The sequence below is a fragment of the Paenibacillus sp. J22P143 genome (genome assembly GCF_059692035.1).
In genome coordinates this window covers 650930-663351 of record NZ_JCAUAQ010000002.1, presented here as the reverse complement: position 1 = coordinate 663351, position 12422 = coordinate 650930, and the positions used below count along the sequence as shown (strand labels likewise).

Here is a 12422-nt window from a genome sequence, read left to right as displayed (position 1 = left end):
TGTTCTATCAAAATAAAATAATCTACTTAATTACTTTACAGGACACCTAATGGTGTTATATTATAACAGTATGAAATTAGGACACTTTTCGGTGTCGAATACTTAATAATTAAAAAGGAAGTGGATTCAAATGTATATACTGTCCATCGTTATGCAAAGTTGGTTGCTTTTCTCCATGGCCTTCTTTGGCGTAAGCAAGATTACAGGAGCCAAGCATCAGGTTGATCTGTTCGATTCGGTTAAGCTTCCGCAGTGGTTCCGCGTTATTACGGGTTATTTTCAAATTATAGGCTGCCTAGGTCTGATTATCGGCTACTGGTATCCAGGGATTGCCGCATGGAGCGGAATATTCATAGGCATTATGATGCTAATTGCGATCCTCTCGCATTTCAGAGTCAAACATCCGTTCGGGAAAATGTTCCCGGCTATCTTGAATCTTATCATAGCTATAGCTGTAGTACTCTTATATGCGGATGAACTGTCCCATCCTTTTAAGTAAGTTCAAATCTATGTAACACAAAACCCGCCTGAGTGGATTATATCCATTCAGGCGGGTTTTGTTTGTCACTTATCGCGAGCTCCGGCTTGCACCAATAGCGCTTCTATTTCTTTGAACCCCCGCGTTCTAGCGTGCCGGAGGGGTGTGACGCCCTCTTTGTCCGGAATATTCACATCTGCCCTATGTTCAATTAATAAACGAACAATTTCTTGATGGTTAACTCCACCTTTACTAAGCACAATGGCTTCCATCAAAGCAGTCCAACCGAGATTGTTCACATGGTTCACGTTCACGTCAGTCCGTGTTAACAGTTCCTTTACCACTTCCACGTGCCCTCGTTCTGCGGCGGGGATTAAGGCGGTTCCCCCGTATCTGTTTGTTATCTTCGTGTCGGCACCCGCTTCAATGGTTAGCTTGAGTATGCTCAGCAGTCCTTCGGCGCCTGCATAGAGGAATGGATTATCTAACATGTTATCCCGAATATGTATATCAGCACCTGCCTGGATAAGCACTTCTACGGTATCGACTTGGTTACGATGCGTAGCAGCCATGACAGGCGTACGGCCCCGTTCATCCTGACTATTAACTGAAGCGCCAACTTTAAGCAGCTTGAGAACTTCAGCTGAATTCCCCTTTTCTGCTGCAACAAACAACTGTGCAGTCAATGCTTTCACATCCTTTTCCTCATGACCAATGGATTCGATCTTATTTTCACAACCAGTCTGAAACATAACCAACATAAACATCACAATGATCGCTTGAAGCACCTCTAGATCTCACACCTTTCACCAACTCCTCTTATATTAACCTATCCCTTCTCTCTTCGAAACAACAAAAGGTACGAAGAAATATTCTTCGCACCTTTCGTAGTTACCCACCTATTTTTTCGGTAAAAATTCATTCGTATACAAGTCCTTGGTTGCAATATCTTTCGTAATTAAGCCTGCTTCTTTCATTTGACTGACAAGCGTTGTCCAGCGTTCTTCTGACGAGTACCCAACCCCATGGTCTTTGGCATCTCCGCCGAAAATGAGATCTTTCGCTACCTTTTGCGCATCTGCGAGATGATCCAACTTGTAGTCCGGATTCACGCCGTTAATCGCTTTGTTCACTTCATCGGCATGAGCGTAGTAGTAATCCCATCCCTCTGTCGTGGCTTTCAAGTATTTCTTAATCATATCCGGGTGATTCTTGATCATATCCTCTGTGGTTATGATGACGTTCCCGTACGGATTATAGCCCAAATCTGCATTTAGGAGCCAATCAACATCAACACCTTGCTGCTTCAATACATAAGGTTCATTGGTAGCAAAGCCTTGTGTGACCGAATCTTTATCTGCCGTGAACCCAGCTAGGGAGCCTGTGTAATTTTGAACCTGTACGTTATTTAATTTGTATTTGTAACTCAGATATTGCCAGAATGGGAAGCCTGTTGCCGTGTACACTTTGCGTCCATTCAAATCTTCAATCTTTTTTATCCCCGAGCTCTTATGAAAGATCAGATTTTGAGGGTTCTTTTGCAGGTTAGCGTAAATAACCTTAACAGGAATGCCTTCTTTGCGAGCTAGCACGACTTCATCTGCATTCGCCATCGCGAATTGCACTTTACCTGAGGCAACCAACTGTACGTTGGACACTTGAGGTCCACCTTGCTGAAGCGTAACTTCCAGACCCGCTTTTTCGTAAATTTTACCAGCTAATGCCCCATAATGACCACCCATCTCCGGTTGAGCGAACCAGCTCATCGTTTGGGTAACTTTCTCCATCTCAGCAGGCTTCCCTGCCGTTTCCGTTTTACTTCCGCATGCCGTAATTGCCAATGTCATAACAGCCAGTATGGCCAACGCCTTCGTGTTTTTCATCGTTTTCATTGTTCAATCTCCCCTTATCCCTCTTTTAATTTTCTGTTTTGATTGCCGATTCGTGCCAATTCCGCAGAACCATATGTGATAGCAACGCAATACCTACAAAGAAAATCATACCTAGTAAAGAAGCGGTGATCGCACAAGCGAATAAATAAGAAGTTTGCATTTGGACCGCTGCTGAAGTGATCGCTATGCCCAGCCCCCCTTTTTTACCTCCAATTCCTGCCACAAATTCGCCAATGATAGCTCCAATAACAGCTAGACCACAAGATATTTTCATACCTCCCAAAATGTAAGGCATCGCAAAGGGGATCCGCAGCTTCCATAGCATTTTCCATCCGGTCCCATTGTACATGCGCATCAGGTTGATGAGGTTGTGATCCGTAGCGGTTAATCCCAGGTTCGTGTTCGATATAATGGGAAATACACCAACAATGAAGGAGATAATGACAATCGAATTAAAACCGGCGCCAAACCAAATGACAATCAAGGGGGCAATCGCCACGACCGGAATCGTCTGTAAAACAACAGCATATGGATATAAGCTGCGTTGAATCCATTTGGAGAATGACATGAGAAGAGCAATGCCATTACCCAAGATGACACTTAGTAAGAACCCAATAAGTGCGGCGAAGCAAGTATTCAGTGTTGAATGTAACAAGAGCTTCTTCTTTTCCATCGCTGCCTGCCAAATATCAGTGGGCGCTGGCAATATATACTTAGGAATTTGAAAATACATGGTTACCAGCTGCCAAATAATAACAACGCCAAGCATTAATACCAGCGGAGGACCTCCCCATTCTAGTACTCCTTTTATACGCCGATTTGGAGGCATTTCCACCTTATTTCCCTCTAGGCTGCTGCTAGCTTTCGTGTGCGCTTGGATTGGATTCATGGCTGCTCTTCCTTTCAGAGAAACCTCATTATTCATCGCTTAGCCCCCTTCAAGGCAGTAGAAACCTGATGGACCCACTCACCAAAAGCGGCAGAGGATTGAAACTCATCATCACGCGGATACGGAGCCGCCACATCTACGATGCTGTGAACACGTCCCGGGTACGACTGCATAACCACCACTTTGTTGGATAAAAAGACAGCTTCAAATACGTTGTGTGTCACAAAAACAATCGTAATACGTGATTTCATCCAGATCTCCAGCAGCTCCTGATGCAGATGATGTCTCGTCATTTCATCCAGAGCGCCGAAGGGTTCATCCATGAATAGTATCTTCGGATGGGAGACCAAGGCACGTGCTATCGAAACTCGCATCTTCATCCCACCGGACAGCTGCCTTGGGTAAAGCTGCTTGCTGGAACTAAGTCCGACCATATCCAAAGCCTTTTCCGCTTCAGCGCGTCTCACTTTCTTATCAATCCCTCTTAGTTCCAGAGGCAGCTCTACATTTCGAAGCACACTTCGCCAAGGCATGAGATTGGCTTCTTGGAACACAAAGCCCAATTGCCCGTTCGTCTGGAGCGACAGCTGTGGTTCACTGCCAAGCACGGAAACCTTTCCTTCTGTTGCATGCCCGAGCCCTGCCATGATCCGCAGCAACGTGGATTTACCACACCCTGAAGGACCTACTAAAGAAACAAACTCCCCTTCACCAATAGCTAGATCGATGCCATGCAGGGCATGTGTCCCTGTCTCATATCGTTTGGACACTCTCTCCAACTGGATTGTTGCCGCTCCATTCATAAGCATCTCTCCCTATTCGCAGTAGAATTAACATGCCAACTCGATCCTAATTGTTTTCCGGCCACGGGTATTCCGTTCACGCACACGATTTCTCGTGGAGGGACTGCGGCCAAAGCATGCTGAGGATTTAAAGCATCGAGTAGCATAAAATCGGCTTTCGCCCCCTCTTGAACTTGAATAGGTGAAGAGGATAAATAGTGATAAGGCTGCAGCAATTGCTGATCGGTATTCCAAATGTACTTCTCCGCCATTCTTCTTCCTCTGCTTAACAAATCGGCATGCCCAAATGGTGTCCACGCATCGAATCCAGTATGATCCGTACCAACAAAGACTCGCACACCTTGAGAGGTGAGTCCCGCAACCCGCGGCATAGCCGTATCAATTGGTACACTAGTCACAATGGCGATATTTTGGGCAGCTAATAATTGCGCCGTCTCCAATGCTTCACTCTCTCCGACTTCGCCAAGACAGTAAGCGTGACTAACCGCAACCTTTCCACGTTTGCCCGCTTGTTCCGTATACGCGGCTATGCGTTCTATTGTAAACAGTCCAAGATGTCCGGGATCATGGAGGTGAATATCGACCTCAGCCTGAAACTCAACGCTGATATTAAAAATCGTATCCAAACACGCTTCAATATTTTTATCCACGCCAGCAGGGTCTACACCTCCGACTACTGTTGCACCTTCACGCATCGCTTGTTTAATCAAGTTCGCGGAGTTGGATCGGATCAATCCTTGCTGCGGAAAGGCCACAATCTCCATGTGGAGCTTGGCTTTAAATTCCTCTTTGAGCTCAAGCACCATGTTTAAGTGACTTAGCCCAATGTCAGGATCAATATCCACATGCACCCTTAGCGCGGTTGTTCCATAATCCAACATGCGCTGCAGTGTTTGGCGAGCACGTTCTTTTTGTCCTTGCTTTAAGGGGGCGAGCAAATCTTTTTCCATCTGAAATTGCTCGTATAGCGAATTGACTTTATGTCTTGGAATCCAGCGATCCTCTGGAAAAGACTTATCGAGATGAACGTGATAATCCGTTAAGGTTGGAAGCAGCAGCAACCCCTGTGTATCCCATGCAGGCTCACCTGCCGGCGGCAACTGTCCAATCGGAAGGATGGTCGCAATCTTCCCTTGATCCAAATACATAGAACGTATCCCCTCGTTCACATTCACCCTGCTTAACCACTGCCCCATATTCGATCCCCCCTTCTTCCTGCAAAATATCACTTCAAGCTCTGCTGCGCTATCTGGCGTTCTTCAAGTAGGTTTTGAACATAAAAGCCAGCTTTATTCTCAGTAAATCATTCATTTTCTTAAAATCTAACTGTAGATAATCTCCTATCTTCTCCAGCCGATATGTAACCGTGTTGCGGTGAACAAACAGCTGTCGGCTTGTTTCGTTAATCGATCCATCACACGCGAAGTAAACCTCCAAGGTTTGGATTAACTCCTGATCAAGCTCATGGTCTTTACCAGACAGCGGCTCCAGCATATGCTCTACATATTTGCGCATGGTCTCAGACGAAAGCTCTTGAAACAACGCGTACAGCTCAATCGTTTCAATTTCCAACACTATTTGATTCAAACCTAATCGCTGTGAGATATGGCGTGTGTGCAAACATTCTTTGTAGGCCTCATTTACATGCACCTGCCCCTCTTTCAGCCGGCTCACCCAGCAATTCAAGCCTTTCCCTTCAGCGGAATGAGCAAGATTAGTCATACTAGAGGACAAGGAAGCTAACCATTCTCCCTTACGGGATAATTCCTCACTAGGCAGAGCATAGATGGAAAACAAACCTTCCTGAATATAAACATGTATAGATTCATAATGCTGCAGAAGCGGATTAAATATCAGTTCCTGACGGGCTTCATTCATCGTTTTAGCGGGATGCGGATGATCTTTGGGAATCGTCGTCAGTACACATTGATAGTGGCCGTGCAACACGGAGAGATGATGTTCCTCCCACCCTTTGCTAAAGTCGTGGAACGAAATCTCCTTTTGAAAAAACGCATTGAACAGTTCCCCTATTACAGACTCGCGAGATGAATCCTTATGATTTGGGCCTTGTAAATCCACACCTAGCTGGTGCGTTAGGATTTCCGCTGCGTGTTGGAACAGTGCTTCCTCTTCCTTCATGATCAGCGGATGGTTCATAAAAACTTTCAAGAAGCCCACACATTCTTGACCAACCAACATAGGGATTCGAAAGCTGCGCTCATCTCCAGAGCCCTCCCACTGAACATTCCTATTCCATGGCCATTGGAGTAAAAGAGACTCATTGGTCCAGATACTATTGTTAAATAACACATGTCCACGAGCTCCAATGACGGCTATGGGATTCGTCAAAATACCTGAAATAATGTGAAACATATTGGCGCGATCGATGGGCTTGAACGCAAACTGCATCAGCTGCTTTTGCTTTTCCAAAACACCGCGCAGTTTTTTAGTTGTTTTGGCATGTTCGGCATTAAACAAGGCATCCATTTGATCTGAAAAGGTAAATTCGTAGGGTAACGCTAAGATTGGAAAGTTCAAGCGGTTCGCTTCATTGGCGATTTCCTCCGGGATTTCGCTCCAGAAACGTCCAACCTTAATTCCAAGCCCCGAAGCCCCTCTCTCATTCATTTTGCGCAATAATTGTAATGCAAGCTCCGGGTGATCCTTCATGACAAATGCCGTTGTAAAAAGCATCTCGCCTGACTTCACCCAATCGCATATATCTGGACAGTCAATCACATTGACCGACCTCAAAATACGGGAAAGTCCTTTCTCCCCGGCAACCACCTTAGCATGAGATAACGGATAAATCGTTAGTGCTTCTTCCACAGTAAGATGCATCTGGATCACTCCTCTCGGCTTGCGATTACGTTCAGCTAAACAAGGTGACTCTTTTTTCCGTAGACGCCACTTGCTTCCCTTTTTTCCAAACAGCTAACCTGTCAGATCGGTTATAAATGGTACTGCGAATATCCTTGGCATCACATAGTACCAAATCCGCATCTGCACCAAGCATCAGACCGTAATTAGAAATTTCAAGGGCCTTCGCTGCGCGGGTCGTTATCATTTCAATTAACACCCTAGCATCCTGCTCTGAGCCCATATAAGCGGTTTGCGCTAAAAGCAGGCCAATATCGAGCGGATCCGCGGTACCGAAAGGAGTAAAGGCGTTTTGAATATTATTACTGCCGTATATCACATTCGCCCCCTCTTCGAGCAGAAGCTCGATAGGAGTTAGCCCTCGGCGAACGCGGTACTCATCCCCCCGACCATTCAAGTAAAGATCCGTTGCTGGAAGTGTCATGACATGAATGCCCGCTTCGGCTATTTCTTTACAAATCTGTTTCGCCTGCTCGCGCGGCACCGATCCTAGTGAGGTTAAATGTCCAACGCTTACGCGCCCATGCATGTGATAACCATGCGTCATCCGAATGACATCCAGAATAGCTAGCATCTGCGGATCATCGGAAAAATCGACATGAAGATCAATTGGTTTGTTATACGTCTTAGAAAGCGAAAACACGTAGTCTAAATGCTCTTGTAAATCCAGATCATTATAGGTAATGCCGCCAATCGCGTCCGCTCCTAGCTCCATCGCGCGTTCCAGTAAATCCTTTGTTCCTGGCTGTTTGAAAATCCCTTCCTGTGGAAAAGCCACAACCTGCAGGGTGATCATTTCTTGAAACTGCCCTTTTAACTTGAGCATGACTTCAAAACCAGCCAACTTAATAATGGGATCAATATCAGCATGACACCGCATATGAGTCACACCGTGAGCAATGGCCTGTTCGATGACCTGAATCGAGCGTTTCTCCATATCAGCCGTCGTGAACGATTGCTTCAGTCGCAACGTCGTTGCGATCGCCTGCTCAATGTTCACAACCTCTTCTTTCATTTGATTCAGCAGAAAAGCTTTATCCAGATGAATATGAGACTCGACGAAGCCTGGCAGCAGAATTTGGCCATTTGCATCGATCACGCCATCAGAAACGGGGAGCAGCGCCTCTTGCTGATGCTCAGCCAAGTAAACAATGACGCCATTGCGGATACCGATATCCATCAGGGTGTTGAAATTTGGATTTGCAAACCGTTGAATCCGTAGCTCTGTCTCCAATCGAATCACCACTTTATGTTATGTTTTATGCCGCATTTTCTTTCTTATATTTAAAATTATAGGTGCTTTCGTTGATAATCGTCAATTAAATGTAAGTTATATCGTGAAAATGTACAAAACAAGGTTCGTTTTTGTGATATTCCTAATTTATATGTTAGTATATATGACATTTAATCGTGGACTACTTGTATATTCATCCCTTTTTTCTTGTTGTACAATAAGACTGTAATGAAAACTAATTTCACACACATGGGAAGGGTGAGCATTTCATATATGAAAATGGATACCAACGTAATCCTTATTACTGGCGGAACAAGCGGTATAGGCTTCGAACTTGCTTCACAGTTACTTAAACTTGGAAACACGGTCATTATTACCGGAAGAGATCAAACTAGACTGGATTTAGCAAAGAAGAAGTTGCCAGGGGTACATACCATTATGAGTGACGTAAGTGATCCACAGGCCATTACAGACCTTTTCGAAAATGTAATAAGTGAATTTCCACAACTAAATGTTCTGATCAATAATGCTGGGATTATGCGCAAGATCAACCTTCATGACAAAGAAACCGATCTCAACGATATCAGTCGCGAAGTAGAAACGAATCTCAACGGTCCGATCCGAATGGTGAAACAATTTCTGCCGCATTTAAAGAGGCAGAAATCCGCTGCGATTATGAATGTTTCATCTGGACTTGCTTTTGTACCATTGCCGATTTCGCCAGTTTATTGTTCAACGAAAGCTGGTCTTCATTCCTTCACGAAGTCGTTGCGAGTACAGCTCAAAAATACCAATATCAAAGTGTTTGAATTGGCTCCTCCCTTAACGCAGACTTCGTTAGTTGATTCGTTCGATGCTGATGACATGAGCGGTGTAAAGGCAATGGCTGTCACCGAACTAGTCGGACAGACGATCAAAGGTTTACAACAGGATCGATTGGAAATCCGGCCTGGCCAAAGCAATGCGCTGAAGCTCATGAGTCGAATCGCGCCTCAGTTTATTTTGAATCAGCTTAGTAAACCCGTCGACAGTATGCTGACATATACTAAGGAATAGCGATCTGACCTTTCACTAAGGTGGTTGATACTAATGAAGCGTTACAGCCTTGCATCGATGAGCCTATTCATGATGGTCATACTTACAGCCTGCTTCTGGTCAAAAGGTTCAGAGCCTTCCACGACAGCGAGTGGCATTTCGCTAAGTAACATTTTCGAGCCGACAACCTTTGAGCGCCCCGTTGGGCTTGAGCATCGCGTTGGTAAACCGGATTTGTTGTACATCGTTGAGCAGCCCGGTCGGATCATGAGCGTGAATACCAATACGCCGAAGGAAAAGCCGACACTCATCTTAGATATTACCGATCGCGTCAACGATAGCGGAAATGAACAAGGTTTATTAGGACTGGCCTTCCACCCGAAGGATCCGACTAAAGCATACGTCAACTATACAACGGAGACCCATACGGTAATCGCGCGTTATAAGGCTGATTCCACTAACCCTGCTCTTCTGGATCCGAAAAGTGAACAAGTGCTGCTAACCTTTAAGCAACCTTACCCGAATCACAATGGTGGGCAATTAGCATTCGGACCTGATGGCTATTTATACATAGCAACTGGCGATGGTGGCAGCAGCGGTGATCCCCAAAATAACAGCCAGAACTTGCAGTCTTTACTAGGAAAAATACTCCGTATAGATGTTGATAAACAAGCAAATGGGCTGCTTTATGCAATCCCCGCTGACAATCCTTTTATCAACAAAGGGGCTAAGGAAATCTATGCCTACGGACTGCGGAATCCTTGGCGTTTCAGTTTTGATACCGTTACTAGAAAGCTCTGGGCAGCAGATGTTGGCCAAAATAGATTCGAAGAAATTGATATCGTGGAAAAAGGCAAAAACTATGGTTGGCGTATCCAAGAAGGATTCGAATGCTACGAACCGAAGGTTGGCTGCAATAAGACCGGCTTAGAGCAGCCGCTGTATACCTATGGTCGCGATCAAGGCGTCTCGGTAACTGGAGGTTACGTGTACAGGGGCAAAAAGCTGCCTGAGCTTACTGGTTCCTACGTGTATGCGGATTATGGTACGGGTAAAATCTGGGCTTTAACCCAAAGTAGTGACGGAACTGTCACAAACAAAACCTTGCTAGAATCAGGCTTGAATATTGCTTCCTTCGGCACGGATGCGGCTGGAGAGCTTTACCTTTGCACGCAAGATGGAAAGATCATGAAAATAGTTTAACTGTATTGGTGGGGTGGCCAGTCACATGCTCTCCTTTCATTAGGCTTGAATTACAGGCGCTAATAAGGGAATTGGCTTAGAAATTGGTCGGCAGCTTGGGCAGCTAGGGATCATCGTGCTTCTCGGAGCCCGTGATTTGTCTAAGGCGGAGAGCGCAGCTAAGCAGCTGCGTGAAGAGGAAATCGAAGCTTACCCGTTGAACTTGATGTGACCGATCCTCAGCAAATCCAGCAAGTTGTCGCGAAGATTGAGAAGGAATATGCGAAACTAGACATTCTCGTTAACAAAGCGGGGACGGCACAGCTATCGATTACACTCAGAGGAACCAACTTAAAAGTAAATGCTTGTCACCCTGGTTGGGTAAAAACGGACATGGGTGGACCAGGTGCCCTCATGGAAATCCATGAAGGCGCCGAGACTGCTGTATATTTGGCTACACTTCCTGCTGACGGTCCATCAGGTGGATTCTTTCATAAAGCGGAACCCCTGCCTTGGTAGAACCGCTGATGTCCTAACGGACATAAGAGACCTTATTTCATCAAATAAAGGTCTCTACAGAAGCTAACGGACACTAGAGACCTTAAATGATCATGATCCGCTGATAAATGCGTGAAACATGGTCAATAACGTCATCTGTGTCCGTTAGCGATCACGAATGGCCAATTTCAGCCAAATAACGTCTCCTGTGTCCGTTAGGATTCAGGGGTTACGTGCGGCGGTGGCATGACTGTTTCAATACTGGCGGCTAGCCTCTAAGTCAGCTACGCCAACTTTCCCATCCTTTTCAACGTCGTCACCACTTCTATCAAAGCCTTGTAGCTTCTAATGATCGCCGTACTGGAACCGAAATTCATGACGATATGCGTTTCGGTTTCAGGATGGCTGAACATATGCGTCCCCAGAATCCCGCTATGCCCTTGGAGCCTTGGTAATCCTCTGAGCAAGAAGAAAAATTCCTCAAAATGGAGTTCCATCATCCCCAATCCATAATGAATACCGTTTCGGAATTTGTGCGTGAAGATTGTCATAGCCTGTAACGATGCGGCATTGACGCAGGTACCATTCAGGAGTGCTTTTTGAAAAAGCAGAAGATCTTGCGGAGTCGTCACGATGCCTCCCCCCGCCCAGTCGCAGCTTAAGCTAGGATACCGGCTGATTTCAACCTTTTTCAGCCAAATATCTTGAATCGGTTCCGCGGGTGAATGTTTCGGCTGCGAGTAAAACATCAAGTAGGAATCGTTCATTTTTAGAGGGCTGAATATGTGCTTGTGCAGGTTGTCGCTAAAGGATAAGCCCGTGATACGCTCAATAATTCGCCCTAGCAGGATATAGCCAGTATCAGAGTAATGATAGCGCGTTCCGGGAGGTCCGATGTTCATTTGATTGGTCCTTGTAAATGCAAGCAATGTATCCGGTGTCCAAATTTCATTGGGATTGGCAACAATCCGTTGCATAAACGAAGGCTTCGAGAGGACAGGATCTTCAAAATAGTCAGCCAAACCCGATGTGTGATCCAGTAGCTGCTTAATCGTCACTTGATCAGCATAGTCCACATCTCGATACACGAAGAGATTCGCCACCTCAGACGGTGATAAATAACTTGCAACAAGATCATGCAGCGAAAGATGACCACTCTCAGCCAATTTCATGATTAACACAGCTGTAAAAACCTTCCCAATACTTGCCGTATGAAAAGGCTGATTGGGTGAAATCGCGGCGCCATTTCTCGCTGATATTTGCCCAGCGGCATAGCGATAAGTAAATCCACTACTTTCAATCAACACTTGTAATCCGGTCTGATGGCGGCTGCTCTTAAGTGAACGCGTGAAGTACGAATTGAGATGCTTTGACGCTTCCTCATTACTCCATGATTTTCGCACAAACATAGCCATATGGATCCTCCCCAGAACCAATTGTCTTCACGAATGACTAATGTTACTATTAGTAATATAACTAATCGTAGTGTACGGACAAGTCGTAAGTCAACGCCAATAAGGGGAGTCGCCAT

Annotated in this window: 12 protein-coding genes and 1 pseudogene; 5 read left to right on the top strand and 8 right to left on the bottom strand. The window is 45.5% G+C overall.

Annotated elements, in window-relative coordinates:
* Nucleotides 1-130: 130 nt before the first annotated feature.
* Nucleotides 131-499, top strand: a complete 369-nt coding sequence (locus AC58PQ_RS06590) for a DoxX family protein (RefSeq protein WP_497241154.1) — start codon at nucleotides 131-133, stop codon at nucleotides 497-499.
* A gap of 65 nt (nucleotides 500-564) precedes the next feature.
* Here the strand turns inward: AC58PQ_RS06590 and AC58PQ_RS06585 are convergent, their stop codons facing one another.
* The 7 genes from AC58PQ_RS06585 to AC58PQ_RS06555 all read right to left on the bottom strand — a co-directional run bounded on the left by AC58PQ_RS06585 (nucleotide 565) and on the right by AC58PQ_RS06555 (nucleotide 8176).
* Nucleotides 565-1266, bottom strand: coding sequence for an ankyrin repeat domain-containing protein (locus AC58PQ_RS06585; RefSeq protein ID WP_497241153.1), 702 nt, complete (start codon nucleotides 1264-1266; stop codon nucleotides 565-567).
* A gap of 111 nt (nucleotides 1267-1377) precedes the next feature.
* On the bottom strand, nucleotides 1378-2370 hold the full coding sequence (locus tag AC58PQ_RS06580; RefSeq protein WP_497241152.1) for an ABC transporter substrate-binding protein: 993 nt from the start codon (nucleotides 2368-2370) through the stop codon (nucleotides 1378-1380).
* 25 nt (nucleotides 2371-2395) lie between these two features.
* Nucleotides 2396-3295 (bottom strand): ABC transporter permease, encoded by a 900-nt coding sequence (locus tag AC58PQ_RS06575; RefSeq protein ID WP_497241151.1) that lies wholly within the window; start codon nucleotides 3293-3295, stop codon nucleotides 2396-2398.
* Nucleotides 3292-4062: an ABC transporter ATP-binding protein gene (locus tag AC58PQ_RS06570; protein ID WP_497241150.1), complete on the bottom strand. Its 771-nt coding sequence runs from the start codon at nucleotides 4060-4062 to the stop codon at nucleotides 3292-3294. Before AC58PQ_RS06570 ends, AC58PQ_RS06575 begins: the two co-directional genes overlap by 4 nt.
* The gene (locus AC58PQ_RS06565; RefSeq protein ID WP_497241149.1) at nucleotides 4059-5258 is read right to left on the bottom strand and encodes an amidohydrolase family protein; all 1200 of its coding nucleotides are present in this window, start codon (nucleotides 5256-5258) and stop codon (nucleotides 4059-4061) included. Before AC58PQ_RS06565 ends, AC58PQ_RS06570 begins: the two co-directional genes overlap by 4 nt.
* Nucleotides 5259-5307: 49 nt before the next feature.
* The gene (locus AC58PQ_RS06560) at nucleotides 5308-6903 is read right to left on the bottom strand and encodes a PucR family transcriptional regulator (RefSeq protein ID WP_497241148.1); all 1596 of its coding nucleotides are present in this window, start codon (nucleotides 6901-6903) and stop codon (nucleotides 5308-5310) included.
* A 31-nt stretch (nucleotides 6904-6934) separates the two neighbouring features.
* Complete coding sequence (locus tag AC58PQ_RS06555) at nucleotides 6935-8176, bottom strand: amidohydrolase family protein (RefSeq protein WP_497241147.1); 1242 nt, start codon at nucleotides 8174-8176, stop codon at nucleotides 6935-6937.
* Nucleotides 8177-8449: 273 nt separating this feature from the next.
* Here AC58PQ_RS06555 and AC58PQ_RS06550 point away from each other — a divergent pair, with 273 nt between their 5' ends.
* The 4 genes and pseudogenes from AC58PQ_RS06550 (at nucleotide 8450) to AC58PQ_RS06535 (ending at nucleotide 10912) form a co-directional block, all read left to right on the top strand.
* Nucleotides 8450-9232 carry an SDR family oxidoreductase gene (locus AC58PQ_RS06550; RefSeq protein WP_497241146.1) on the top strand — a complete coding sequence of 261 codons (783 nt, stop codon included), beginning with the start codon at nucleotides 8450-8452 and terminating at the stop codon, nucleotides 9230-9232.
* A gap of 33 nt (nucleotides 9233-9265) precedes the next feature.
* The gene (locus tag AC58PQ_RS06545; protein ID WP_497241145.1) at nucleotides 9266-10414 is read left to right on the top strand and encodes a PQQ-dependent sugar dehydrogenase; all 1149 of its coding nucleotides are present in this window, start codon (nucleotides 9266-9268) and stop codon (nucleotides 10412-10414) included.
* Nucleotides 10415-10463: 49 nt separating this feature from the next.
* Nucleotides 10464-10657, top strand: a pseudogene (locus AC58PQ_RS06540) (SDR family NAD(P)-dependent oxidoreductase); the annotation flags it as partial.
* Complete coding sequence (locus AC58PQ_RS06535) at nucleotides 10640-10912, top strand: hypothetical protein (protein ID WP_497241303.1); 273 nt, start codon at nucleotides 10640-10642, stop codon at nucleotides 10910-10912. The pseudogene AC58PQ_RS06540 and the gene AC58PQ_RS06535, both read left to right, overlap by 18 nt.
* Before the next feature lie 263 nt (nucleotides 10913-11175).
* Here the strand turns inward: AC58PQ_RS06535 and AC58PQ_RS06530 are convergent, their stop codons facing one another.
* Nucleotides 11176-12306, bottom strand: a complete 1131-nt coding sequence (locus AC58PQ_RS06530; RefSeq protein ID WP_497241144.1) for a serine hydrolase domain-containing protein — start codon at nucleotides 12304-12306, stop codon at nucleotides 11176-11178.
* Nucleotides 12307-12422: the final 116 nt, after the last annotated feature.